Origin of the sequence: Microbispora cellulosiformans (assembly GCF_008728085.1) — a bacterium.
GTDB lineage: Bacteria > Actinomycetota > Actinomycetes > Streptosporangiales > Streptosporangiaceae > Microbispora > Microbispora amethystogenes.
In genome coordinates this window covers 1-25,321 of record NZ_VYTZ01000019.1, presented here as the reverse complement: position 1 = coordinate 25,321, position 25,321 = coordinate 1, and the positions used below count along the sequence as shown (strand labels likewise).

Here is a 25,321-nt window from a genome sequence, read left to right as displayed (position 1 = left end):
GATGTGTACGGAGAGTAGTCGCTGGGAACTGAGGGGAGTGGAGCAGGGAAGGGGAAGGAATGCCACTCCTCAGAGCGACGGGGCTGGTCGCCGGGCTCGGGTCAAGTCTGGCCCTGACCTTCGGGGCCCCGGCCGGGGCCGATCCGAAGCCGTCGTCGAAAGACGTCGCCAGGGCGCGGCAGCAGGTGCAGGAGCGGGCGCGTGAGCTGGGCAAGGCGTCGGCCGATCTCGCCAGCGCCCAGGCCCGCAGGGACGCGCTGGACGCCGACGCCGAGCGGCTGGTCGAGGCGTACAACGGCGAGATCGTACGGCTGGAGCGGGCCCGCGCCGCCTACGAGCAGTCGGAGCGGCGGGCCGGCCAGGCGGCCGGCGAGTTCGACCGGTTGCGGAGCGTGGTGACGACCCGGGTGGCCCAGGGGTACGGCCGGCTGCGGCTGGCGCCGTCCGCCGCGGCCATGCTCGGCGGCTGGGGCGACGCGGGCGAGTTCCTGCGAAGAGCCAGCGTGCTGACGCAACTCGGCGACGAACAGGACGCGACGCTCGCGGAGATGGACGACGCGCGGAAGATCTACGAGATCCTCCGAGAACAGGCGGCCCGCGCGTACGCCGAGCAGTCCCACACCGCCGACGAGGTCCGGCAGGCGAGGGACGCGGCGCAGCGGGCCGTGGACGAGCAGCTCGGACAGACCCAGCTGATCGAGCGGGAGAAAGAGGAGATCTCCCAGCGCCTGGACGCCGCCCGCGCCCGCGTCGACGAGCTGAGACGGGCGAGGAATGCGGCCAGGCAGAAATCCAGACGTCAGGCTCCGGCCGCGCGGAGCAGTATGGCGATCCCGGCCTGGACGGCCAGACTGGCGTCCGGGCGCGGCGGGGAGGCCGCCCAATGGGCGCTCAAACAGATCGGCAAGCCGTACGTGTGGGCCGCGGCCGGGCCGTCGGGGTTCGACTGCTCGGGACTGACGATGCGGGCCTGGCAGCGGGCGGGGGTCTCGCTCGATCACTGGACCGGCACCCAGTGGACCTCGGGACGGCACGTCCCGCTCAAGGAACTGCAAAGCGGCGACCTGCTGTTCTACGGCAGGCTGAGCCGCAGCCCCGGCACCATCCACCACGTGGGCCTCTACATCGGGCGCGGCATGATGGTCCACGCCCCCCAGACGGGGGACGTGGTCCGCATCTCACCCATCTGGCGCCATGATCTCGTCGGCGCCACCCGGCCCGCCTAACGCCCGCGGCGCCGGCTCAGTGGTCCTCGTCGTGGTGCTCGATCTCCTCGAAACGCTTGATGCTCGCGACGATCTCGGCTTCGGCCTCGGTGCGTCCGACCCAGTTGGCGCCCTCGACCGACTTGCCGGGTTCGAGGTCCTTGTAGACCTCGAAGAAGTGCTGGATCTCCAGCCGGTCGAACTCGGCGACGTGGTGGATGTCACGGATGTGCTCCATCCGCGGATCGGTGGCCGGGACGCACAGCACCTTGTCGTCACCGCCCTTCTCGTCGGTCATCCGGAACATTCCGACCGCCCGGCACTTGATGAGGCAGCCGGGGAAGGTCGGCTCCTGGAGCAGCACCAGCGCGTCGAGCGGGTCTCCGTCCTCGCCCAGCGTGTCCTCGATGAACCCGTAGTCAGCGGGGTACTGGGTCGACGTGAAGAGCATGCGGTCCAGGCGAATGCGGCCGGTCTTGTGGTCCACCTCGTACTTGTTCCGTTGTCCCTTGGGAATCTCAACGACAACGTCGAACTCCACTCGTTCCTCCGCATGAGTCCCCGGTCTCCCGGGCTGGCGTTAATGTCTCGTAAGCGTGTTCAAGGTCGGCGCGAAGTGAGGGTGACGTGGTGCGACGTGAGCGCTGGGTGGTGGTGTCCACCCTCGCCCTGCTGCAGATCTTCGTCGTCCTCGCGGGCAGCTATCTGATCGCCCATGACGCCGACAGGACCCCGGCTCCGGTCGCGTCCCCGAAGCCGAACCCGATCCCCCTGGTGACCGCGGGTCCGGTTCTGGCCGCGGCGGGGGATGGGGCTCTCCCCGCCAAGGGTACTTTGACCACCCGGCTCGCCGCTGCGATGGGTGACCCCGCCCTGGGGGGCAGCGTGGCCGGCGTCGTCCTCGACGTGGCGACCGGCTCCCCCGTTTTCGACGGCCGCTCGGGCACTCCCATCACCCCCGCCTCCACCACGAAGGTCGTCACCGCGCTGACCGTGCTGGCCTCGGTGGGCCCGGACGCCCGCCTGGCGACCCGGGTGGTCAGAGGGACCGCCCCGGGCTCGATCGTCCTGGTCGGCGGGGGCGACCCCACCCTGGCCGGCCCGGGGACGAGCGCCGCGGAGCGGAAGGACGCCTACCCGAGGCCGGCGTCGCTCGACCTGCTCGCCTCCCGTACGGCGAAGGCGCTGAAGGCGGCCGGCGTCACCTCGGCCGACCTGTCGTACGACGCGTCCCTGTTCGGCGGGCCGCGTACGGCGCCGGGCTGGAAGCCGACGTACATCCCCGAGGGCAGCGTCGCCCCGGTGTCCGCGCTCATGATCGACGAGGGCCGGGCGGCGAACGGCGCGCGGGTGCCCGACCCGGCGCGGACCGCCGCCGACGCGTTCGCCGCGCTGCTCAGGAAGAACGGCGTCAAGGTGGGCAAGGGCGTCGGCCCGGGCCGGGCCGCGGCCGCCGCCCAGGAGGTGGCCCGGGTGGAGTCGGGGCCGGTCTACGCGCTGGTGGAGCGGATGCTCACGCACAGCGACAACGACCTCGCCGAGGCGCTCGCCCGCCAGGCCGCGGTGAAGGAGGGGCAGCCGCACACGTTCGAGGGCGTGGCCGCGACGGTCCGCGGCGTGCTCACCCGTCTCGGCGTGGCCGAGGGCGTGGAGGTGCACGACGGCAGCGGCCTGTCCACCAGGAACCGGATCACACCCGGCGGCCTTGCCCGGATCCTCGCCATGGCGGCGTCCCCGGCGCATCCCGGCCTGCACTCGCTGATCAGCGGGCTTCCGGTCGCCGGCTTCACCGGGACCCTGCACAACCGGTACGGCAGGTCCGGCTCGGCGGCCGGCGCCGGATTGGTCCGCGCGAAGACGGGCACTTTGAACGGCGTGAACACCCTGGCGGGGATCGCGTACACATCCGAGGGCCGGCTGCTGACCTTCGCGTTCATGGCCGATCAGGTGGCCGATCCGACGCGAGCCATAGCCGCCCTCGACAAGATGGCCACGATCGTCTCCCAGAGCTGAGGTGTCGGATCACGCTCGGCCGCCCGCGCGGCGGGCAGGCGGAGAACGTACGGTGGTGAGTATGCAGGTGATCGACTGGGATCTGGCCGTCACGACCGGAGTGCGCCTCGTGCGGCCGGGCCCGCAGGTGAGCCGCGAGGAGGCCAGGCAGGCCGTCCTCGAACTCCGGCGGCTGTCGCGGGACGCCGAGGGGCACGTGCGGGAGTTCACCCGCATCGACTCGGCTCCGCCCGAGGCGGCCACGGTGGTGGACCGCCCCGGCTGGATCCGCGCCAACGTCGACGGTTTCCGGGTCGTGCTGGAGCCGCTGACGCAGAAGATGTCCAACATGCCGGCGATCGTCGGCGCCGTCGGCTCGCGCATCACGGGCCTGGAGGTGGGCGCCGTGCTGGCCTTCCTCGCCTCCCGGGTGCTCGGGCAGTACGAGCTGTTCCTCCCGCCGGACCCGTCCGGCGTCGCGCCGACCGGCCGGCTGACCCTGGTCGCGCCGAACATCGTGCACGCCGAGCGCGAGCTCGGCGTCGACCCGCGCGACTTCCGCCTGTGGGTGTGCCTGCACGAGGAGACCCACCGGGTGCAGTTCACCGGCGTGCCCTGGCTGCGGGAGTACGTGCGCGGCCAGATGACCGAGTTCCTCCTCGCCTCGGAGATGGACCTCACGACGCTGCTGGAGCGCCTGCGCGCCGCCTCCGACGCGGTGGCCGACGCCTTCAAGGGCGGCGAGGGCAATCTCATCGAGGCCATCCAGACGCCCGAGCAGAAGGCCGTGCTCGATCGGGTCACTGCCGTGATGACGCTGGTCGAGGGGCACGGCGACTACGTCATGGACGCGGTCGGGCCCAGCGTGGTGCCGTCGGTCGCCGAGATCCGCGCCAAGTTCCAGCGCCGCCGCGAGGGCGGCTCCCGCGTCGACCAGCTGGTCCGCCGGCTGCTCGGCATCGAGCTGAAGATGAAGCAGTACGCCGAGGGCTCCCGTTTCGTCCGCACGGTCGTGGACGAGGCCGGGATGGACGGGTTCAACAAGGTCTGGACCTCCCCGGAGACGCTGCCTGACCGCGACGAGATCGCCGACCCCCACGCCTGGATGTCCCGGGTCCTCACCGCCTCCTCCGGACCCGAGCTCACCTGACCCGTGCTCCCCTGAACCGCGCTCGTCGGTGTCCCGCGCTCGCTTGGGGCACCGCGAGAATGGGCCCATGGGCCCGCATCCCGCCGTCGCCGACGTCCGCCGTGCCGTACGGCTGTCGCTCGCGGACCTCGCCGCCTGCGCGGAACCGGACGGCGGGCGGGGGCCACTGGTCCTGGTGGCCTGCAGCGGCGGCGCCGACTCGCTGGCGCTGGCCGCGGCCACCGGGTTCGCGGCCCCGCGTCTCGGCCTGCGCGCCGGGCTGCTGACCGTCGACCACCGCCTGCAGGAGGGCTCGGCCGGGCGGGCCCGCGACGTCGTACGGCTCGCGGGGGCGCTCGGCCTCGACCCGGCCGAGGCGCTGACCGTCACGGTGGGGACGGCCGGCGGCCCCGAGGCCGCGGCGCGGGACGCGCGCTACGCCGCGCTGTCGGCCGCGGCCGGCCGGCTGGGGGCCGCGGCGGTCCTGCTCGGCCACACCCTCGACGACCAGGCGGAGACCGTGCTGCTGCGGCTGGCCCGGGGCAGCGGCTCCCGCTCCCTGTCCGGCATGGCGGAGGTCTCCGGGATCTACCGGAGGCCGCTGCTGGGGCTCGGCCGGGAACGCACCCGGCAGGCCTGCGCCGCCCTCGGCCTGCGGCCGTGGGACGACCCCCACAACGACGACCGCGTCTACCGCAGGGTCCGCGTGCGGCACGACGTCCTGCCGGTGCTGGAGGACGCGCTGGGCCCCGGGATCGCCGAGGCGCTCGCTCGTACGGCGCGGCTGTGCCGGGACGACGCGGACGCCCTCGACGGGTGGGCCGCGGAGGTCCACGCGCGGTCGCGGGGACCGGCGGGGGAGCTCCGGGTACCCGACCTCGCGGACGTGCCGGCGGCGGTGCGGCGGCGGGTGATCAGGCGCGCCGCCGTCGAGGCGGGGGCGCACGCCGCCGCGCTCGCCGCGGTGCACATCGAGGCGGTCGACCGGCTGGTGACCGGCTGGCACGGGCAGAAGGGGGTGGACCTACCCGGGGGGGTGGTTGTGGTCAGGCGCTGTGGCACCCTTGTCTTCGCTGTGGACAACGTCTCGCTCGCGTAAGGAAAACCCCAGGTGGATGCAGCAGACATGGGCAAGGACCTCTCCCGCGTCCTCATCTCGGAGCAGGAGCTGCAGACGAAGATCAAGGAGTTGGCCGGTCAGATCGACTCCGACTACGCCGGCACTGAACTGCTGATCGTCGGTGTGCTGAAGGGCGCGGTGATGGTCATGGCCGACCTCGCCCGCGCGCTGCACGTGCCCGTCCAGATGGACTGGATGGCCGTGTCGTCTTACGGCGCGGGAACCAAGTCGTCGGGCGTCGTGCGGGTGCTGAAGGACCTCGACACCGACATCGCCGGCCGGCACGTGCTCGTGGTCGAGGACATCATCGACTCGGGCCTGACCCTTTCGTGGCTGTTGAACAACCTGAGGTCGCGCAACCCGGCCTCCGTGGAGATCTGCACCCTGCTCCGGAAACCGGACGCGGTGAAGGTCGAGTTGGACGTCCGTTACGTCGGTTTCGACATCCCCAACGAGTTCGTCATCGGGTTCGGTCTCGATTACGCCGAGCGCTATCGCAACCTGCCCTTCATCGGGACTCTTGCGCCGCATGTGTACGGAGGGGAGTAAGCCCTTAGCGAAGTGACCCGTGGATCGTGCGTTATTGGGCGCCAGGTCGGGGAACACGGGGTTGGCTGACGTACGTTGGAAAGGCAAAGCCGGAGCCGCTCGGGCAGTTACCCGACGCGGCGGCCGGGTGTACCTTCGGATATCCGTGGGTGGCCGTTCGGCCGTCCCTCGGTAGCCAGAAGGAGCGGTAACGGATGCCGCGACCCCGGGTCCGCCCGGGGCAGGCCTTGGTCAGGAAGGGACGGGCCCGCCGGGGTTCCGCAACGGATGGATCTCAAGCGATTTACACGTGGCCCACTCCTGTGGATCCTGGGCATCGTATTGCTTCTCCTGCTCGTCACCACGATGTTCGGCGGGGACGGCAACTACACCACCGCCGACACCTCGACGGTCGTCCAGCAGATCCAGCAGGGCAATGTCAAGAGCGCGACCGTGGTCGACAAGGACCAGCGGGTCGAGCTGACGCTCAAGCAGCCGATCACGGTGCAGAACAAGAGCGTCAGCCGCATCCAGGCGCCCTGGGTCGAAGGGCAGGGTGTCCAGCTCACCCAGGCGCTCGACACGTCCAAGCCGTCCGAGGGCTGGACCGTCGAGGTGCCGAAGGAGAACTTCCTCCTCAGCCTCCTCGCGAGCTTCCTGCCGATCATCGTCATCGTCCTGATCTTCCTGTTCATCATGAACCAGATGCAGGGCGGCGGCTCCCGGGTCATGAACTTCGGCAAGTCGCGGGCGAAGCTGATCACCAAGGACACTCCCAAGACCACCTTCGCCGACGTGGCGGGAGCCGACGAGGCCATCGAGGAGCTCCAGGAGATCAAGGAGTTCCTGCAGGCCCCGGCCAAGTTCCAGGCCATCGGCGCCAAGATCCCCAAGGGCGTCCTGCTGTACGGCCCCCCCGGCACCGGCAAGACCCTCCTCGCCCGGGCCGTGGCCGGCGAGGCCGGCGTGCCCTTCTACTCGATCTCCGGTTCCGACTTCGTCGAGATGTTCGTCGGCGTCGGCGCCTCCCGTGTCCGTGACCTGTTCGAGCAGGCCAAGGCGAACGCCCCCGCGATCATCTTCATCGACGAGATCGACGCCGTCGGCCGGCACCGCGGCGCGGGCCTCGGCGGCGGCCACGACGAGCGTGAGCAGACGCTCAACCAGCTTCTCGTCGAGATGGACGGCTTCGACGTCAAGGGCGGCGTGATCCTCATCGCCGCGACCAACCGGCCCGACATCCTCGACCCCGCCCTGCTGCGTCCCGGCCGCTTCGACCGCCAGGTCGTCATCGACCGGCCCGACCTGGAGGGACGCAAGGGCATCCTGCGCGTCCACGGCCGCGGCAAGCCGTTCGCGCAGGACGTCGACCTCGACGTGATCGCCCGCCGGACCCCCGGCTTCACCGGCGCCGACCTCGCCAACGTGATCAACGAGGCGGCCCTGCTGACCGCCCGGCAGGACCAGAAGCTCATCACGATGTCGACCCTCGAAGAGTCGATCGACCGCGTGATGGCCGGTCCGGAGCGCAAGTCGCGGGTCATGTCGGACCAGGAGAAGAAGATCATCGCCTACCACGAGGGCGGCCACGCCCTGGTGGCCCACGCGCTGCCCAACTCCGACCCGGTCCACAAGATCACGATCCTGTCACGCGGCCGCGCCCTCGGTTACACGATGACGCTGCCGATGGAGGACAAGTTCCTCGCGACCCGGTCCGAGATGATGGACCAGCTCGCCATGCTGCTCGGCGGCCGCACCGCGGAGGAGCTCGTCTTCCACGAGCCCACCACCGGCGCGTCCAACGACATCGAGAAGGCGACCTCGATCGCCCGCCGCATGGTCACCGAGTACGGCATGAGCGAGCGGCTCGGCGCCCGCAAGTTCGGCAGCGGCAACGGCGAGGTCTTCCTCGGCCGCGAGATGGGTCACGAGCGCGACTACTCCGAGCAGATCGCCTCGGCGATCGACGAGGAGGTCCGCCGCCTCATCGAGAGCGGGCACGACCAGGCGTGGGAGATCCTCGTCCAGTACCGCGACGTGCTCGACAACCTGGTGCTGGAGCTCATGGAGAAGGAGACGCTCTCCCGGGAGCAGGTCCTCGAGATCTTCTCGCCCGTCGTGACCAAGGAGAAGCGCCCCTCCTACGCCGGATACGGCAAGCGCCTGCCGTCGGACCGTCCTCCGGTCATCACGCCGAAGGAGCGGGCCAACGGCAACGGCTCGGCGCTCCCGGCCGGCGGCTCCGGCGCGGCCCCGTGGGCGAACGACCAGTCGACGCAGCGGGACGAGGCCTGACCGTGGCCGAGCCGCACGCGGCGGGCACGCCTTCCGGATTCGACCACGGCCGGATCGAGAAGGCCGTACGCGAGATCCTGCTCGCGATCGGGGAGAACCCCGATCGCGACGGGCTCCGCGACACCCCCGCCCGGGTGGCGCGGGCGTACGCCGAGCAGTTCGCGGGTCTGGGGCAGCGTCCCGAGGACGCGCTGACCACGATGTTCGACGCGGACCACGACGAGATGGTGCTCGTCAAGGACATCGAGGTCATGTCCACCTGCGAGCACCATCTGCTGCCGTTCCAGGGCGTCGCCCACATCGGATACACGCCGAACGAGAAGGGACGCATCACCGGCCTGTCGAAGCTCGCCAGGCTGGTGGACGTCTACGCCCGCAGGCCGCAGGTGCAGGAGCGGATGACCTCGCAGATCGCCGACGGCCTGATGCAGGTGCTGGAGCCGCGCGGGGTGATCGTGGTGATCGAGGCGGAGCACATGTGCATGACCATGCGCGGCGTGCGCAAGCCCGGCGCCAAGACGATCACTTCGGCCGTCCGCGGCGACTTCCGCACCAGCGAGGCGACGCGGGCCGAGGCCATGTCGCTGATCCTGCGTGGTTAGCCTGCGTGGTCGGTCTGGAACTCCCTCGGGCGCCGGCGCACTCCTGCCGGACGAGCCCTGCCGAACCGGGCACTAGGCTGGACCCCATGACCACTCCGAGCGTGCCCGGCATGCCCGAGGCCGAGCGCTGTCTGGTCATGGGTGTGGTCAACGTGACCCCCGACTCCTTCTCCGACGGCGGGCAGTGGTTCGACCCCGACGTCGCGATCCGGCACGGTCTCGACCTGGTGGCCGAGGGCGCCGACATCGTGGACGTGGGCGGCGAGTCCACCCGCCCGGGAGCGGCCCGGGTCTCGCTGGAGGAGGAACTGCGCCGCGTCGAGCCGGTGATCCGCGCCCTCACCCAGGAGGGCGTCACGGTCAGCGTCGACACCATGCGGGCGGAGGTCGCCGAGGCGGCCGTCGCGGCCGGGGCCAGACTGGTCAACGACGTGAGCGGCGGCCTGGCCGACCCGGCGATGCCGCGTGTGGTGGCCGCGACCGGCGTGCCGTACGTCGTGATGCACTGGCGCGGGCACAGCCGCGACATGGACAACAGGGCCGTCTACGACGACGTGCTGACCGAGGTCGCGGAGGAACTGCGCAAGCGGGTCGACTCCGTGCTGGCCGAGGGCGTGCGGGAGGAGCAGATCGTGCTCGACCCCGGCCTCGGTTTCTCCAAGAACGCCGAGCACAACTGGGCCGTGCTGGCCGGCCTCGCCGAGCTGAACCGGCTCGGCCATCCCCTGCTGGTCGGGGCGTCGCGCAAGCGGTTCCTCGGCCGGCTGCTGGCCGGGCCGGACGGCGAGCCACGTCCCTTCGGCGGCAGCGACGACGCCACCGTCGCGGTCACCGCGCTCGCGGCGCAGGCCGGGGCGTGGTGCGTCCGGGTCCACCGGGTGCGGCCGAACGCCGACGCGGTGCGCGTCGCCGCCGTCTGGAGGGCAGCAGGCGTACGACACGCGGCAGGCGTGAGGGACGCAGTAGCCGCAGGACACGCAGCCGCGCGACATGCCGACGAGGGCCGGTGAGGATATTGCCGACAGGCACACCCATGCAGGAGATCGAGGAGCTCAACCAGGCGTTCTACAACGCCATCGAGGCGGGCGACCTCGACAGGATGTCGGAGATATGGATCGAGGACGTCCCGGGACGTCCGGCGTTGTGCGTCCACCCCGGCTGGCCCATGCTGAGCGGGCGGTCGGAGGTGCTGCGCTCGTGGGCGCTCATCATGGCGAACACGACGTACATCCAGTTCGTGCTGACGGACGTGCAGACCACCGTGCTCGGTGACGTCGCGGTCGTCACCTGCGCGGAGAACATCCTCACCGCCGCCGACAGCGACGAACCGGGTTTCGCCGCCGGCCGGGTCGTCGCCTCCAGCACCTACGTGCGGACCCCCGGGGGCTGGCGGCTGTGGCTCTACCACGGATCTCCGGTCCTGCAGAGCGACGACGACGAGGAGGAGGACCAGGAGCAGTGAGCCGCGACGCGGTGCGGTTGATGGGGTTGCGGGCGCGCGGCAGGCACGGGTGCCTGCCGGCCGAGCGCGAGCTCGGCCAGGAGTTCGTGATCGACGTCTGCCTGAGTCTCGACACCGCCCCGGCCGCGGCGGCCGACGACCTCACCTTGACGGTCGACTACGGCGCACTGGCCCTGGAACTCGTCCGGATCGCCGAGGGCGAGCCGGTCAACCTCATCGAGACCCTCGCCGAGCGGCTGGCGGCGGCCTGCCTGGCCCACGAAATGGTCGAGGAGGCGGAGGTCAGTGTGCACAAACCGGCGGCGCCCATCCCGCTGCCGTTCGACGACGTGGTGGTGACGATCAGAAGGGGGCGCGCATGAGGGTCGTCATCGCGCTCGGCAGCAACCTCGGCCGACGTATCGAGAACCTCCAGGGCGCCGTCGACGCGCTGTTCGAGGCGCCCGGGCTCACGTTCGTGGCGGCGTCGCCGGTCTACGAGACCGAACCGGTCGGCGGGCCCACCCAGAGCGCGTACCTGAACGCGGTGGTCGTCGCCGAGAGCATGCTCGACCCCCGCACCCTGCTGGAGCGGGCGCACAGCGTCGAGAACGCCTTCGGCCGTGAGCGCGCGGAGCGGTGGGGCCCGCGGACCCTCGACGTGGACCTGATCGCGGTCGGCACGCTGATGTCGGACGACCCCGAGCTCACTCTCCCGCATCCCCGCGCGCACGAGCGGGCGTTCGTCCTGGTCCCGTGGGCCCAGGCGGACCCCGCGGCGGTGCTGCCCGGGCGCGGGTCCGTCGCGGCCCTGCTGGCCGACCTCGACCAGAGCGGGGTGCGGCTGCGTACCGACCTCGTGCTCGAACCCCCGGCCTGACGAGGAGAGACCCGAGTGAAGCCCAGCAACCCCGGCGTGCTCGTCGGTCTCGTGGTCGTGTTCGCCGTGCTCACCTGGGGCCTGCTGCGGCAGTCCTACTCCGTGGTGCCCACCCTGCCGTGGACCGCGGTGCCCACCGTGCTGCTGCTCGCGCTCGGCGAGGCGTACACGGGCTGGCTGACCCGGGCGCGGATCCTGCGCCGCCCGGACACCAAGCCGGTCGAGCCGCTCGCCGTCGCGCGCCTGGCGGCGCTGGCCCAGGCCACGGCGTACGCGGGAGCGGCGTTCGCCGGGGTCTTCGCCGGTTTCGTCCTGCGCGTGCTGGACCTGCTCGACCTGGACAAGCCCCGCCAGGACGCGATCGTCGGCGGCGGGTCGTTCGTGGCGTGCGTGATCCTGATCTGCGCCGCGCTCTTCCTCGAGCACTGCTGCCGGGTGCCCGGCAAGCCCTCCGGCGAGAGCTGAGCCCCTACTTGTCGATGTCGCCGACCACGAAGAACATCGACCCGAGGATCGCGATCAGGTCGGCGACCGTGTGGCCGGGCAGCAGTTCGCGGAGCACCTGGACGTTGTTGTAGGAGGCGCTGCGCAGCTTGAGCCGCCAGGGGGTCTTCTCGCCGCGTGACACCAGGTAGTAGCCGTTGAGGCCGAGCGGGTTCTCCGTCCAGGCGTACGTGTGGCCCTCCGGCACCTTGAGCACCTTCGGCAGGCGCTGGTTGATCGGGCCGGGCGGCAGGTGGCGCAGCCGCTCCACGCAGGCGTCGGCGAGGTCGAGGGACACCTTGACCTGGTCGAGCAGCACCTGGAACCTCGCCTGGCAGTCTCCCGCCGAACGGGTCACGACCTTCACGGGCAGCTCGCCGTACGCGAGGTAGGGCTCGTCGCGCCGCAGGTCGAAGTCCACCCCCGAGGCCCGCGCGGCCGGGCCGCTCACGCCGTACTGCATGATCGTCTCACGGTCGAGCACGCCGACCCCGCGGGTGCGCGCCACGAAGATCTCGTTGCCCGTGACCAGCTCCTCGATGTCGGGCAGCCGCCGCCGCACGGCCGCCACGGCGGTGGTCACGCGGCCGAGCCAGCCCTCGGGCAGCTCCTCCTTGAGCCCGCCCACGCGGTTGAACATGTAGTGCATGCGGCCGCCGGAGATCTCCTCCATGACGTACTGCAGCGTCTCCCGCTCCCGGAAGGCGGGGAAGACCGGGCCGGCCGCGCCCAGCTCCAGGGGATGGCCGCCAAGGAACATCAGGTGGTTGAGCACGCGGTTGAGCTCGGCCAGCAGGGTCCGGGCCCACGTGGCCCGGGCCGGGGGCTGCATGCCGATCATCCGCTCGACCGCGAGCACGACGCCCAGCTCGTTGGCGAACGCCGACAGCCAGTCGTGCCGGTTGGCCAGCACGATGATCTGCCGGTAGTCGCGCACCTCGAAGAGCTTCTCCGCGCCGCGGTGCATGTAGCCGACGATCGGCTCGGCGGCCGCGATCCGCTCGCCGTCCAGGACGAGCCGCAGCCGCAGCACCCCGTGCGTGGACGGATGCTGCGGCCCGACGTTGAGGACCAGGTCCTCGGTCGCGAGCTCCCGCGGCCGCACCGCGTCCGCCCCGGCGCCGATGCCCACCACTCGCTCGATCCGCGGGCCGTCCTGCTCGGTCATACCGTCCATGCTTTCACGCCCCGGCGAAAGCCCCGGCCCGCCCGCCCATCCCCTGGATCAACCTCCCGGGGGTGCCCGTGTTCAGGCGGGGGTGATTTCGCGGAGGGCGGCGATGAGGCGGTCGACGTGTTCCTCGGTCGTGCCGATGCCGATCGAGGCGCGTACGGCGCTGACCGTGCCGTCGGCGCAGCCCTCGTCGTCGGCGTCGCCGAGGAGGTGGCGGACGAAGGGGTGGGCGCAGAACTTGCCGTCCCGGACGCCGATGCCGTGCTCGGCCGACAGGATCTCGGCGACCTCCCGGGCCGGGCGGCCCTCCACGACGAACGACACGATCCCGACCCGCGGGTGGTCCGGCCCCCACAGCGACAGTTCGCGTACGCCGGGGATCGCGGCGAGCCCGGCGCGCAGGCGGGCGAGCAGCCGCTCCTCCTCCCGCACCAGCGGGGTCCAGCCGGTCGCGGCGAGGGCGTCGCAGGCGGCGGCGAGCGCGACCGCGCCGAGCACGTTGGGCGTCCCCGCCTCGTGCCGCGCCTCGGGGTCGTCGCTCCACTCGGTGGTCTCGCCCACGGCCCGTACGGCTCCGCCGCCGCGCAGGTAGGGATCGGCGGCGGCGAGCCAGTCGGGCCGCCCGACGAGCACCCCCGCGCCGAACGGCGCGTAGAGCTTGTGCCCGGAGAAGGCGACGTAGTCGAGGTCGAGCGCGGCGAGGTTGAGACCGCGGTGCGGGACGAGCTGGGCGGCGTCCACGGCGATCCGCGCGCCGTGCCGGTGGGCGATGTGCGCGAGCCCGGCGATCGGCCACAGCTCTCCGGTGACGTTGGACGCGGCGGTCACGACGAGCAGGGCCGGGCCCTCGATCGCCGCGAGGGCCTCGTCGGCGGCCCGGACGGCCTCGCCCGGGAAGGCGGGGGGCGCGAGCCGTACGGCGTCGGCCCAGGGCAGCAGCGAGGCGTGGTGCTCGGTGCCGAACACGACGACCGTGGTGCCCTCGGGGAGGCTGCGGGCCAGCAGGTTCATCGCGTCGGTGGTGTTGCGCACGAAGACGAGGGCGTCGCCGGGGCGGGCGCCGACGAAGGCCCGCACGGTGTGCCTGGCCTGCTCGTACCGCTGGGTCGTGAGCTGCGAGGCGTAGCCCGCGCCCCGGTGCACGCTGGAGTAGGCCGGCAGCGCCGCCGCGACGGCGGCGTTCACCGGCTCCAGACAGGGCGCGCTCGCCGCGTAGTCGAGGTTCGCGTACGGCACGAGCCGGCCGCCCCGGACCGGGACCTCCAGGTCGGCGCCCACGACCGCCGGTACGCGCACCTGCTCGGACACGGGGTTGACGGGCTGCTGCGGGACGAAGGTGAGAGCGGACAACGCCAGGCCTCCTCGGGTCAGGGACCCCGGCCATGGCGTCGTACGGCGGAGCCCGCGCTTGCCCGGCGCACCACACGCCGGACCCGGTCCTCACCCGGGGCACCCCGCCGCGAGCGCGAGGGTTGCCGGCCAGCAAGCCGGGGCTTGACGCTGGCACTCATGACCTGAGCGCACTATAACCCGGAGAACGGCCCATCGGGCAAGTCCCCTGGTGAGAGGCGCTTTACCGTTATGGTGTCCAATGTGAGGTTTGATCCCTGGAATCCGGAGTTCGTGGCCCACCCGTACGACGCCTACCGCGACCTGCGGGACAACGATCCGGTCAGCTTCTTCGAACCGGCCGGGCAGTGGCTGGTCGCCCGGCACGCCGACGTGAACGCGCTGCTGCGCGACCGCCGCCTGGGCCGGTCCTACCTGCACACGGCGACGCACGAGGAGTTCGGCCGGGAGCCCGAGCCGGACTTCCAGGAGCCCTTCTGGCGGGTGATCCGGGCCGGGATGCTCGACGTGGAGCCGCCGGTCCACACCCGGCTGCGCCGCCTGGTGTCCAAGGCGTTCACGCCCCGGATGGTCGAGTCGCTGCGCCCGCGCGTACGGAGGATCGCGATGGAGCTGACCGAGGGCCTGGTCGAGCGCGGCGGCGGCGACCTGCTGGCCGAGGTCGCCGAGCCGCTGCCGGTCACGGTGATCGCCGAGATGCTGGGCGTGCCGGAGGCCGACCGCCACCTCCTGCGCCCCTGGTCGGCGGACATCTGCGGCATGTACGAACTGCACCCCTCGCCCGAAGCCCAGCACACGGCCGTACGCGCCGCGACCGAGTTCGCGGCGTACCTGCGCGACCTGGCCAGGGCCCGCCGGGAGCGGCCGGGTGACGACATGATCTCGGCGCTCGCGCAGGTCGTGGACGACGGCGACCGGCTCACCGAGGACGAGCTGGTCGGCACCTGCGTGCTGCTGCTCAACGCCGGGCACGAGGCCACGGTCAACGCCACCGGCAGCGGGTGGTGGGCGCTGTTCCGCAACCCGGGCGAGCTGGAGCGGCTGCGCGCCGACCCGGGCCTGATGCCGGCGGCGGTCGAGGAACTGCTGCGCTACGACACCCCGGCGCAGATGTTCGAGCGGTGGGTGCTGGAGGACGTCGAGGCAGGCGGGGTGACGATCCCCCGGGGCGCGGAGGTCGCGCTGCTGTTCGGCTCGGCCAACCGGGACCCCGAGGTCTTCGCCGACCCCGACCGCCTCGACGTCGGCCGGGTGGACAATCCACACATCTCGTTCGGCGCGGGCATCCACTTCTGCCTGGGCGCTCCGCTGGCGCGGGTCGAGATGGCGGAGTCGTTCGGCGCGTTGCTGCGCCTCGCGCCCCGCCTGGAGCTCGCTGAGGAGCCGACCTGGAAGCCCAGCTACATCATGCGCGGCCTGGAATCACTGAAGGTCGCCGTGTGACACGCTGACCGTGTGGTGGGTGACCGTGGTGTCGTAGCCGAGCAGGACGGCCCGGGCCGCGGGCTCGACGACGGCCGTGGCGGGGTCGTCCCCCGCGAAGCGGCGGATCGCGTCCATCGAGTCCCACAGCGTCATGACCTCGATCTCCACCCGGCCGTCGGCGTCGCGCCGCAGCAGGTAGGCGCCGCGGTGCCCGGCCACGCCGCGCAGGGAGGGCAGGACCGCGCCGGTGAAATGCCGCTCGTAGCCGTCCGCGCCCTCCGGGGTCGCGCTCGCGCGCCAGATTCTCGCGATCATGATGTCTCCCTTCCCTGCTGCCGGGACTGGATGAGCCAGCCGAAGCCGCCGAGACCGGCGGGGTCGATGAGCTCGGCCTCCTGGGAGGCCCGGCCGAGGGCGCGTACGTAGCCGGCGGGGTCGGCGGACGCGAGCGCGAGCGGCGGCCGGGCGCCGGTGACCCCCAGGTCGCGCAGCGCCTCCCGCTGCGTCGTGAGCGTGGTCGCCCGCGCGCCCGCCCGCTCGCCGGCCGCCGCGCAGGCGTCCAGCGCGACGTGGGCGGTGACGTCGCACGACCCGTCCGGTACGGCTGGCACCGCCGAGCCGTCGCGATAACCGGCCAGTGTGCCGAGGGTGGGGCGCCGCCCGGCGAGATGGGCGTAGTCGACGGCGACCGCCGTGCCGCGGGCCAGCCGCGCGATCACCGAGGCCCACGCCTCGTCGCGCGGGCGGCCGATCTCCGCGCGCTCCCCGGCCCGGCCCAGCGGCCACCAGCGGTCCAGCCAGGCGCGGTCCTCCGGATCGGGCACGGGACCGGGCCGCTCCGCCCCGGTCGCCGGGTCGACGAGCACCAAGCGGGGGCCCGCGGGGGTCATCTCGGCGACGTCGAGGGGCACGTTGTCGAGCCACTCGTTGGCGACCACCAGCCCGGTGATCCCGTACGGGACCTCGGGCTCCCAGGCGACCCGGGCATCGAGGCCGGTGGGCCGGGGGGACAGGTCCACCGCGACGGCCCGCAGTCGCGCCGCGAGGCCCGGCGGCGCGGCGGCCACGACGCGGGCGGCCAGCAGGCCGTCACCGCTGCCGACGTCCACGAAGCCGACCGCGCCCGGGTGCCCGAGGGCCGCGTCGACCCGCTCCAGCAGGCGCAGCACCGCCTCGGCGAAGACCGGTGAGGCATGGACCGAGGTGCGGAAATGGCGGCCCGGGCGCTCCCGCAGGTAGAAGCCCTCCGCGCCGTAGAGCGCGCGCTCGACGGCCTCCCGCCAGGTGACCTCCACACCGCATCACGCTACCGACACGCGCGGGCCGTGGCGAAAATCAGTCACATTCGTACCTGTAGCTCAACATAGGCCCGTTAGAAACGGGACAAAATCCGACCGTCGGGCCCGCCGTGGTCATGCTCGGCATGGCCTGATCCGTGAGGCACGACCTGGCACCGGGCCGGCGGGAGCGCCGCCGCTACGCTGAACCGAGGGGAGGCGTCATGGACACAAGTGACCGCCCGGCGCGGCTCGCCGTGGGAGTGCTCGGCGCGGGACGGGTCGGCTCCGTGCTCGGGGCCGCGCTCATGCTCGCGGGTCATCGTGTGGTGGCGGCCAGCGGCGTGTCCGACGCGTCGCACCGGCGCGCCACAGACCGTCTCGGCCTCACGCTCAGCAGGCCGGACGAGGTGATCGCCAGGTCCGAGCTCGTGCTGCTGACCGTGCCGGACGACGTGCTGCCCGGCCTGGTCTCCGGCCTCGCCGCCACCGGTGCCGACCTGCGCGGCAAGCTGCTCGTGCACGCCAGCGGCGCGTACGGCCTCGGCGTGCTCGACCCCGCCGCCGAGGCGGGGGCGCTGCCGCTCGCGCTGCATCCGGTGATGACCTTCACCGGCCGGAGCGACGACCTGACCAAGCTCAACGGCTGCTCGTTCGGCGTCACCGCGCCGGACATGCTGCGGCCGGTGGCCGAGGCGCTGGTCATCGAGATGGGCGGCGAGCCGGTGTGGATCGCCGACCAGGACCGGCCGCTCTACCACGCCGCGATCGCCGGGGCGGCCAACCACATGGTGACGCTCATCGCCGAGTCGCAGGAGCTGCTCGCGAAGATCGGCGTGGAGCATCCCGGCCGCATGCTCGGGCCGCTGCTCGGCGCGGCCCTCGACAACGTGCTGCGTCTCGGCATCGGCGGGCTCACCGGGCCGGTCGTCCGCGGCGACGCGGGCACCGTGCGCAAGCACGTGGACGCGCTCATCCTGGCCGCCCCCGAGGCCGCGGACGCGTACGTCGCCCTGGCGCGGCTCACCGCCGACCGGGCGCTGGCGGCGGGGCTGCTCAAGCCGGAGGCGGCCGAACGCCTGCTGGACGCCCTGGGAGGGAACATATGGACGTGACCGTGGCCGCCGACCGGGCCGCCCTCGGCAAGGCGAGGGACGCCCTCGGCGCGGGCAGGATCGCCCTGGTCCCCACGATGGGGGCGCTCCACGAGGGCCACCGGTCGCTGGTCCGGCTGGCACGCGAACACGCCGACCACGTGGTCGTGAGCGTGTTCGTCAACCCCCTGCAGTTCGGTCCCCACGAGGACTTCTCCCGCTATCCCCGCACGTTCGACGCCGATCTCCTGGTGTGCGAGGAGGAGGGCGTGAGCGTGGTCTTCGCGCCCTCCGCCGAGGACATGTACCTGCCCGACCGGCAGGTGGAGGTCTCGGCGGGCGGCATGGGCGGTACGGCGGAGGGCGCCTTCCGCCCGGGCCACTTCGACGGCGTGCTGACCGTGGTGCTCAAGCTGTTCAACCTGGTGCGGCCGGACGTCGCGGTCTTCGGGCAGAAGGACGCCCAGCAGCTCGCGCTGATCCGGCGGATGACGGCCGACCTCGACGTCCCGGTGTCGATCGTGGCCGCCCCGACCGTACGGGAGCCCGACGGGCTGGCGCTGTCGAGCCGCAACCGCTACCTGTCGGAGGCCGACCGCCGTACGGCTCTCGCGCTGTCGCGGGCCCTGAGCGCAGGTGCGGCGCGGGCCCAGGCCGGGCCGGCCGGGGTCCTCGACGCGGCCCGGGCCGTGCTGGAGGAGGCGGCCCGGTTCGCCCCGCCGCTGCTGCTCGACTACCTGATCCTGGCCGATCCCGCGACGTTCGCGCCGGTGGGTGGCGACCACCGCGGCGAGGCGGTCCTGGCCGTCGCCGCCAAGGTGGGCGCCACCCGTCTGATCGACAACATGGTCCTCACGCTGTAGGGGCCCGGCCTCACGAGTGCCGGGACCCCGGAGGCCACCGGCCGGCTCAGGCTTTCCGGGCGCGGAGTGTGAACCAGAAGGTGGGCACCGGGTTCGTGCCGGGTGTGACGTCGACCAGATCCCAGCCGGCGAACCGGGCACGGAGTTCGTCGGCGGTGACGCCGGAGAACGTGTCGTCGAACGCCTCGGGGCCGTACCCGAACATCAGCAGCCGCGCGCCGGGAGCGGCGCGGCGGGTGAGCCCGGTGACGTAGGCGTCGCGGCGGTGCGGCGGGATGCCGCAGTAGCAGCTCAGGTCGAAGAACAGGTCGAAGGGGCCGGGCGCGTCCAGCTCGTCGAGCCTGGTGGCGTCTCCGTGCAGCAGGCGTACGTCCACTCCCGCCGCCTCCGTCCGCTCCCGGGCCAGCTCGATCGCGCGGCCGACCAGGTCGACGGCCACGACCTCCCAGCCGTGCCGGGCCAGATAGATCGCGTTGGTCCCGGTGCCGCAGCCGAGCTCCAGGGCGCGGCCGGGCGGCAGCGCGGCGCCGTGGCCCTCCCCGTGCCCCTCGATCAGGGCGACCAGCTCGGGCGGTGTCACGCCGGTGTCCCACGGCGGCTTCCCGGCGCGGTAGTACTCCTCCAGCGCTCGGCGCACCGCCTCCTCGTCATCCCGTCCGGCCTCGGCCCCGCCCGCGTCCCGGACGGTGTTCGGTGTGTCCATCGCCTCTCGCTCCCCATTCTTAGAGTTGAACTCTAGTGTTGAACTCTAGAGATATACTCGCGCAATGGACACCGTCAAGCGGCCGGACAAACGGGCCGAGCGCTCACGCCGCACCCGGGAGAAGGTCATCCAGGCGGCGCGGGAGCTGTTCGTCGCGCAGGGCTACGGGGCGACGAGCCTGCAGGAGGTCGCCGACCGGGCGGGCGTGGCCGTCCAGACGGTCTACTTCGTCTTCGGCAACAAGCGCGCGCTGTTCAAGGACGTCGTCGACACGTCCATCGCCGGCGACGCCGAGCCGGTGGCCGTCATGGACCGTGAGTGGTTCCGCGCCGCCTGTGCCGAGCCCACCGCGGCCGGCCAGCTGCGCGCGCACGTGCGCGGCACCGGCGAGATCCTCGGCAGGGTCGCCCCGATCATGCCGATGATCGCGTCCGCCGGGGCCGCCGACCCGCAGATCGCCGCGCAGTGGCCCGACGGCCCCGACCCGCGCTACATCGTGCTGCACGCCGTGGCCGAGGCGCTGGCCGGCAAGCCCGACGCCCGCCCGGACGTCTCCGTCGCGACGGCCGCGGACCTGTTGTTCTGCCTGCTCAGCCCGCAGCTCTATCTGCTCTTCGTCCAGGACCGCGGCTGGTCGCCGGACCGGTGGGAGGAATGGGCCTACGCCACTCTGGCCGCCCAGCTCTGCACCGACCCCGCACCGCGCCCCCTGTAGGAGGGGGCGGGGCGGCACCACTCCACGAAGGGCGTTATCGTCATTATGACGAAAGGGGATCCCCTCATGGTGGCGCTCGCACGCAGACTCACCGCCCCCGCACCCGGCTGGACCGTCGAGGCCGACGCGGTCGTGATCGGCTCCGGAATCGCCGGCCTCACCGTGGCCCTGCGCCACGTCGAGCTCGACCCGCGGGCACGGGTGCTCGTGGTCACCAAGGACGTCCTGTCGGCCGGGTCCACCCGCTGGGCGCAGGGCGGGATCGCCGCCGTCCTCGACCCCGAGGACACGCCCGACGAGCACCTCAGGGACACGCTCGTCGCCGGGGTCGGCCTGTGCGACGAGGAGGCCGTACGGATCCTGGTCACCGAGGGCCCGGACGCGCTCAAGCGGCTGATGAGCCACGGCGCCGAGTTCGACCGGGACGTCGACGGCGGGCTCCAGCTCACCCGCGAGGGCGGGCACCGGCGCAACCGCATCGTCCACGCGGGCGGCGACGCCACCGGCGCCGAGGTGCAGCGGGCGCTGGCCGAGGCGGTGCTCGCCGAGCCCCGCATCGAGGTCATCGAGCACGCCCTCGCCCTCGACCTGCTCCTCGACGCCGAGGGCCGCGCCTGCGGGGTCACGCTCCACGTGATGGGGGAGGGCGCCCGCGACGGCGTGGGCGCCGTACGGGCCGGGGCCGTGGTGCTCGCCAGCGGCGGCATGGGCCAGATCTACGCGGCCACCACCAACCCCGTCGTGTCCACCGGGGACGGCGTCGCGCTGGCCCTGCGGGCCGGCGCGGTGGTCAGGGACATCGAGTTCGTGCAGTTCCACCCCACGGTGCTGTGGCTCGGGGAGGGCTCGACCGGTCAGCAGCCCCTCGTCTCCGAGGCCGTGCGCGGCGAGGGCGCGGTGCTCGTCGACGCGGCGGGCGATCGCTTCATGCGCGGCGTCCACGAACTGGCCGACCTCGCGCCCCGCGACGTCGTCGCCAAGGCGATCATGCGCAGGATGGACGAGACCGGCGCCGACCACGTCTTCCTGGACGCCACCGGCTTTGGCGAGGACAAGTGGCGCACCCGCTTCCCGACCATCCTCGCCGTCTGCCGGGAGCACGGCATCGACCCCGTCACCGAGCCGATCCCCGTCGCCCCCGCCGCCCACTACGCGAGCGGCGGCGTGCGCACCGACCTGTACGGCAGGACCAGCGTGCCCGGCCTGTACGCCTGCGGCGAGGTGGCCTGCACGGGCGTCCACGGCGCCAACCGGCTGGCCTCCAACTCGCTGCTCGAAGGGCTCGTCTACGGCGAGCGCATCGCCGCCGACCTGGCCGCGCGCGCCCTCACGCCGCGCGAGCCGGCCCCGCGCGACGACCGGCCCGAGGGGCTGGTGGACCCGCGTACCCGCGCCCGGATCCAGGGCCACATGAGCCGCGGCGCCGGGGTGCTGCGCGGCGACCGCAGCCTCGCGGAGGTCGCCCGCGCGCTCTCCGACGCCCGCTGGACCCCGGTCGCGGTCGAGCCCTGCACGGAGTCGTGGGAGGCGACCAACCTCCTCACCGTCGCGTCCGCGCTGGTCGCCGCGGCGGCCGTGCGCGAGGAGACGCGCGGCTCCCACTGGCGGGAGGACCACCCCGACCGCGACGACGCCCGCTGGCGGGCGCACATCGACATCGCCCTGACGGCGGAGGGACTGACCTTGACGTACACGCCCCACGAGGACCTGCGGACGGAACTGCACGCGGACGGCCTCGACCCGGACGCCGTGCTCGGCCTCGTCCGCGCCGCCCTGGACGAGGACCTGGCCGGGGGACAGGACGTCACCTCGGTCGCCACGATCCCGGCCGGCCAGCGCGCGGTCGCCGACGTGGTGGCGCGGACGGAGGGCGTGGTCGCCGGCCTCGCCGTCGCCGAGGCCGTCTTCCGCCAGGCCGCCGGAGGAGCCGAAGTCGAGCGGCACGCCGCGGACGGCGACCGGGTGCGCCCCGGCGACGTGGTGATGACCGTGCGCGGCGCCACCCGCGACCTGCTCACGCTGGAGCGGACCGCGCTCAACTTCCTCACCCACCTGTCCGGCGTCGCCACCCAGACCCGGCGCTGGGTGGACGCCGTCGAGGGCACCGGCGCCCGCGTCCGCGACAGCCGCAAGACCCTGCCGGGCCTCCGCGTCCTGGAGAAGTACGCCGTACGGGCGGGCGGTGGCGTCAACCACCGGATGGGCCTGCACGACGCCGCGCTCATCAAGGACAACCACGTCGTGGCCGCCGGAGGCGTCGCCGAGGCCTTCCGCGCCGTACGGCGGGCCTTCCCCGGCCTGCCCATCGAGGTCGAGGTGGACCGGATCGACCAGATCGAGCCGGTCCTCGCCGAGGGCGCCGACGAGATCCTGCTCGACAACTTCACCGTGGACCAGCTCGCCGAGGCCGTACGCCTGGTGGCCGGCCGGGCGCGGCTGGAGTCGAGCGGCGGGCTGACCCTGGACGCGGCCCGCGCGGTCGCCGAGACCGGGGTCGACTACCTGGCGGTCGGCGCGCTCACCCACTCGGCCCCGGCACTCGACCTGGGTCTAGATCTTCGTGGGGCATAATCGGGGGATGCTGCTCACCATCGACGTCAGCAACACCCACACGGTGCTGGGCCTGTTCGAGGGTGAAGAGGTCATCGAGCACTGGCGGATCGCGACCGATCCCCGCCGTACGGCGGACGAGATCGCGGTGGTGCTGCAGGGCCTGCTCGGGCAGTCGCCGCTGCTCAAGGACGCCGACATCAGCGGCATCGCGATCTGCTCCACGGTCCCGTCGGTGCTCAACGAGATGCGGGAGATGTCCCGGCGCTACTACGGCGACGTCAACGCGGTGGTCGTCGAGCCGGGCGTCCGCACCGGCGTGCCGGTCCGGATGGACAACCCCAAGGAAGTCGGCAGCGACCGCATCGTGAACGCGCTCGCCGCCACCGCCCTGTACGGCGGGCCCTGCGTGATCGTCGACTTCGGCACGGCGACCTCCTTCGACGCGGTCTCGGCCCGGGGCGAGTACGTCGGCGCGGTGACCGCCCCCGGCCTGGAGATCTCGGTGGACGCGCTGGCCACGGCCGGGGCGCAGCTCCACAAGGTCGAGCTGGTGCGGCCGAGGTCGGTGATCGCCAAGAACACCGTGGAGGCGCTCCAGTCGGGCATCCTCTACGGCTTCGCCGGGCTGGTCGACGGCATCGTGGACCGCATGACGGCCGAGCTCGCCACCGACCCCGACGACGTCACCGTGGTCGCCACGGGCACCGGCGCGCCGCTCGTCATCGGCGAGGCCCGTACGATCGACGTGCACGAGCCCTGGCTCACGCTCATCGGCCTGCGGCTGGTCTACGTCCGCAACACGTCCTGACGACTCCCTCGCGTACGGGACCATAGAAGGCAGGATCCCGTTCAGAGAGGACTGACGTGATGGACGCCGACTGGGTGGCGCGTTTCGCCGACGAGGTCATCGCCGAGGCCGAACGGCGCGCCCCGGGCAAACCCGTCGTCTGCGCGTCCGGCCTCAGCCCCTCCGGCCCGATCCACCTGGGCAACCTGCGCGAGGTCATGACCCCGCACCTGGTCGCCGACGAGATCAGGCGGCGCGGGCACGAGTGCGTGCACATCATCTCGTGGGACGACTTCGACCGCTTCCGCAAGGTCCCCGCGGGCGTCGACCCCTCCTGGAACGAGCACATCGGCAAGCCGCTGACCACCGTCCCGGCTCCGCCCGGCAGCGCGTACCCGAACTGGGCCGAGCACTTCAAGGCGCCGATGATCGCCGCGCTGGCGGAGATGGGCGTGGAGTTCCAGGGCATCAGCCAGACCGAGATGTACACCTCCGGGGCCTACCGGGAGCAGGTGCTGCTCGCCATGCGCGAGCGGCGGCGGATCGACGCGATCCTCGACCAGTACCGCACCAAGAAGGCCAAGGCCAAGGAGGTCCTGGACGCCGACGAGGCCGCCGCCCTGGAGGGCTCGGGGGCCGCGGGCGAGGACGACGGCTCCGGCGCGGGGGGCTACTACCCCTACAAGCCGTACTGCTCGTTCTGCGACCGCGACCTGACCACGGTCACGTCGTACGACGACGAGACCACCGCGTTGTCGTACACCTGCGTCTGCGGGCACGGCGAGACCGTCCTGCTCTCCGAGCACACCCGCGGCAAGCTGGTGTGGAAGGTCGACTGGCCGATGCGCTGGGCGTACGAGGGCGTGGTCTTCGAGCCGTCGGGCGTCGACCACAGCTCGCCGGGCTCGTCGTTCGTCGTCGGCGGCCAGATCATCCGCGAGGTGTTCGGCGGGCAGCAGCCGATCGGGCCGATGTACGCCTTCGTCGGCATCAGCGGCATGGCCAAGATGAGCAGCTCCAAGGGCGGCGTGCCGACCCCGGCCGACGCTCTGTCGATCATGGAGCCCGCGCTGCTGCGCTGGCTGTACGCCCGCCGCCGTCCCAACCAGTCGTTCAAGATCTCCTTCGACCAGGAGATCCAGCGGATGTACGACGAGTGGGACACGCTCACCAGGAAGGTCGCGGACGGGACGGCGCTGCCGGCCGACCAGTCGGCCTACCGCCGGGCGTCGAGCACGGCGTCCGCGACGCTGCCCGAGACGCCGCGCAGGCTGCCGTACCGGACGCTCGCCTCGGTGGTCGACATCGCGACCGGCCACGAGGAGCAGACGCTGCGCATCCTGCGCGCCTTCGACCCGGAGATCGGCGGGCTGGACGAGCTGCGGCCGCGGCTCGACCGCGCCCGGCACTGGGTGAACACCTACCTGCCCGCCGAGGACCGCACGCAGGTGCGCGAGACGCCCGACAAGGAGCTTCTCGACACGATCGGCGAGACGGAGCGGGAGTCGCTGCGCCTGCTGCTCGACGGTCTCGACGACCACTGGTCGCTCGACGGCCTGACCACGCTCGTGTACGGCGTGCCGAAGGTGCTGGCCGGGCTGGAGATGGACGCCAAGGCGGCCACGCCGGAGCTGAAGGCCGCCCAGCGCGCGTTCTTCGCCCTGCTCTACCGGCTGCTCGTCGGCCGTGACACCGGCCCGCGCCT

25 protein-coding genes and 1 riboswitch are annotated in these 25,321 nt (G+C 72.6%); of the genes, 19 read left to right on the top strand and 6 right to left on the bottom strand.

The window, feature by feature from the left end:
* Positions 1–59: 59 nt before the first annotated feature.
* On the top strand, positions 60–1,226 hold the full coding sequence (locus F5972_RS33465; RefSeq protein ID WP_150939593.1) for a C40 family peptidase: 1,167 nt from the start codon (positions 60–62) through the stop codon (positions 1,224–1,226).
* Positions 1,227–1,242: 16 nt separating this feature from the next.
* Here the strand turns inward: F5972_RS33465 and F5972_RS33460 are convergent, their stop codons facing one another.
* Complete coding sequence (locus tag F5972_RS33460; RefSeq protein ID WP_150939591.1) at positions 1,243–1,746, bottom strand: inorganic diphosphatase; 504 nt, start codon at positions 1,744–1,746, stop codon at positions 1,243–1,245.
* 86 nt (positions 1,747–1,832) lie between these two features.
* Here F5972_RS33460 and dacB point away from each other — a divergent pair, with 86 nt between their 5' ends.
* From dacB to F5972_RS33405, 11 genes are all read left to right on the top strand, one after another.
* Entirely contained in the window at positions 1,833–3,218 is a 1,386-nt protein-coding gene (gene dacB, locus F5972_RS33455; RefSeq protein ID WP_225312127.1) for a D-alanyl-D-alanine carboxypeptidase/D-alanyl-D-alanine endopeptidase, read from the top strand.
* 61 nt (positions 3,219–3,279) lie between these two features.
* Complete coding sequence (locus F5972_RS33450; RefSeq protein WP_191910441.1) at positions 3,280–4,347, top strand: zinc-dependent metalloprotease; 1,068 nt, start codon at positions 3,280–3,282, stop codon at positions 4,345–4,347.
* 67 nt (positions 4,348–4,414) lie between these two features.
* Positions 4,415–5,425 carry a tRNA lysidine(34) synthetase TilS gene (gene tilS / locus F5972_RS33445; protein WP_150939588.1) on the top strand — a complete coding sequence of 337 codons (1,011 nt, stop codon included), beginning with the start codon at positions 4,415–4,417 and terminating at the stop codon, positions 5,423–5,425.
* Between the two features lie 12 nt (positions 5,426–5,437).
* Positions 5,438–5,995 (top strand): hypoxanthine phosphoribosyltransferase, encoded by a 558-nt coding sequence (gene hpt, locus F5972_RS33440; protein WP_225312126.1) that lies wholly within the window; start codon positions 5,438–5,440, stop codon positions 5,993–5,995.
* Between the two features lie 267 nt (positions 5,996–6,262).
* Positions 6,263–8,269, top strand: a complete 2,007-nt coding sequence (ftsH, locus tag F5972_RS33435; protein WP_150939586.1) for an ATP-dependent zinc metalloprotease FtsH — start codon at positions 6,263–6,265, stop codon at positions 8,267–8,269.
* A complete protein-coding gene (gene folE, locus F5972_RS33430; RefSeq protein ID WP_150939728.1) occupies positions 8,266–8,871 on the top strand; it encodes a GTP cyclohydrolase I FolE in 606 nt (201 codons plus the stop codon). Before ftsH ends, folE begins: the two co-directional genes overlap by 4 nt.
* An 86-nt stretch (positions 8,872–8,957) precedes the next feature.
* Positions 8,958–9,881, top strand: coding sequence for a dihydropteroate synthase (folP, locus tag F5972_RS33425; RefSeq protein WP_150939584.1), 924 nt, complete (start codon positions 8,958–8,960; stop codon positions 9,879–9,881).
* 23 nt (positions 9,882–9,904) lie between these two features.
* Positions 9,905–10,333 (top strand): nuclear transport factor 2 family protein, encoded by a 429-nt coding sequence (locus F5972_RS33420; RefSeq protein ID WP_191910440.1) that lies wholly within the window; start codon positions 9,905–9,907, stop codon positions 10,331–10,333.
* Positions 10,334–10,353: 20 nt separating this feature from the next.
* Positions 10,354–10,695, top strand: a complete 342-nt coding sequence (folB, locus tag F5972_RS33415) for a dihydroneopterin aldolase (protein ID WP_150939726.1) — start codon at positions 10,354–10,356, stop codon at positions 10,693–10,695.
* Positions 10,692–11,192 carry a 2-amino-4-hydroxy-6-hydroxymethyldihydropteridine diphosphokinase gene (gene folK, locus F5972_RS33410; protein WP_150939582.1) on the top strand — a complete coding sequence of 167 codons (501 nt, stop codon included), beginning with the start codon at positions 10,692–10,694 and terminating at the stop codon, positions 11,190–11,192. The genes folB and folK overlap by 4 nt, the downstream gene beginning before the upstream one ends.
* 15 nt (positions 11,193–11,207) lie before the next feature.
* A complete protein-coding gene (locus F5972_RS33405; protein WP_150939580.1) occupies positions 11,208–11,657 on the top strand; it encodes a DUF3180 domain-containing protein in 450 nt (149 codons plus the stop codon).
* Between the two features lie 4 nt (positions 11,658–11,661).
* Here F5972_RS33405 and F5972_RS33400 read toward each other — a convergent pair whose 3' ends face one another.
* Positions 11,662–12,843 (bottom strand): NADH-quinone oxidoreductase subunit D, encoded by a 1,182-nt coding sequence (locus tag F5972_RS33400; RefSeq protein ID WP_150939578.1) that lies wholly within the window; start codon positions 12,841–12,843, stop codon positions 11,662–11,664.
* 81 nt (positions 12,844–12,924) lie between these two features.
* Positions 12,925–14,157, bottom strand: coding sequence for an aminotransferase class V-fold PLP-dependent enzyme (locus tag F5972_RS33395; RefSeq protein ID WP_225312138.1), 1,233 nt, complete (start codon positions 14,155–14,157; stop codon positions 12,925–12,927).
* Between the two features lie 91 nt (positions 14,158–14,248).
* Positions 14,249–14,364, bottom strand: a riboswitch (SAM riboswitch).
* 78 nt (positions 14,365–14,442) lie between these two features.
* Here F5972_RS33395 and F5972_RS33390 point away from each other — a divergent pair.
* Entirely contained in the window at positions 14,443–15,642 is a 1,200-nt protein-coding gene (locus F5972_RS33390) for a cytochrome P450 (RefSeq protein WP_225312124.1), read from the top strand.
* Here F5972_RS33390 and F5972_RS33385 read toward each other — a convergent pair.
* Both F5972_RS33385 and F5972_RS33380 read right to left on the bottom strand, forming a co-directional pair.
* Entirely contained in the window at positions 15,622–15,939 is a 318-nt protein-coding gene (locus F5972_RS33385; RefSeq protein WP_150939572.1) for an antibiotic biosynthesis monooxygenase family protein, read from the bottom strand. The two genes, F5972_RS33390 and F5972_RS33385, sit on opposite strands and share 21 nt — an antisense overlap.
* On the bottom strand, positions 15,936–16,919 hold the full coding sequence (locus F5972_RS33380) for an SAM-dependent methyltransferase (protein WP_150939570.1): 984 nt from the start codon (positions 16,917–16,919) through the stop codon (positions 15,936–15,938). The genes F5972_RS33385 and F5972_RS33380 overlap by 4 nt, the downstream gene beginning before the upstream one ends.
* Before the next feature lie 206 nt (positions 16,920–17,125).
* Between F5972_RS33380 and F5972_RS33375 the strand changes: the two genes are divergently transcribed.
* Together F5972_RS33375 and panC are read left to right on the top strand one after the other, a co-directional pair.
* Complete coding sequence (locus tag F5972_RS33375) at positions 17,126–18,016, top strand: Rossmann-like and DUF2520 domain-containing protein (protein ID WP_150939568.1); 891 nt, start codon at positions 17,126–17,128, stop codon at positions 18,014–18,016.
* Positions 18,007–18,858 (top strand): pantoate--beta-alanine ligase, encoded by an 852-nt coding sequence (gene panC / locus F5972_RS33370; RefSeq protein WP_150939566.1) that lies wholly within the window; start codon positions 18,007–18,009, stop codon positions 18,856–18,858. The genes F5972_RS33375 and panC overlap by 10 nt, the downstream gene beginning before the upstream one ends.
* Before the next feature lie 46 nt (positions 18,859–18,904).
* Here the strand turns inward: panC and F5972_RS33365 are convergent, their stop codons facing one another.
* Complete coding sequence (locus F5972_RS33365; protein WP_150939565.1) at positions 18,905–19,561, bottom strand: class I SAM-dependent methyltransferase; 657 nt, start codon at positions 19,559–19,561, stop codon at positions 18,905–18,907.
* Positions 19,562–19,625: 64 nt separating this feature from the next.
* On the opposite strand from F5972_RS33365, the gene F5972_RS33360 reads away from it, so the two are divergent.
* The 4 genes from F5972_RS33360 to lysS all read left to right on the top strand — a co-directional run.
* Entirely contained in the window at positions 19,626–20,276 is a 651-nt protein-coding gene (locus F5972_RS33360) for a TetR/AcrR family transcriptional regulator (protein ID WP_150939563.1), read from the top strand.
* Positions 20,277–20,342: 66 nt separating this feature from the next.
* The gene (locus F5972_RS33355) at positions 20,343–22,847 is read left to right on the top strand and encodes an L-aspartate oxidase (RefSeq protein WP_150939561.1); all 2,505 of its coding nucleotides are present in this window, start codon (positions 20,343–20,345) and stop codon (positions 22,845–22,847) included.
* 7 nt (positions 22,848–22,854) lie between these two features.
* The gene (locus F5972_RS33350; protein WP_150939559.1) at positions 22,855–23,637 is read left to right on the top strand and encodes a type III pantothenate kinase; all 783 of its coding nucleotides are present in this window, start codon (positions 22,855–22,857) and stop codon (positions 23,635–23,637) included.
* 59 nt (positions 23,638–23,696) lie between these two features.
* The coding region (lysS, locus tag F5972_RS33345) for a lysine--tRNA ligase (RefSeq protein ID WP_150939557.1) at positions 23,697–25,321 on the top strand (1,625 nt) is incomplete at its 3' end.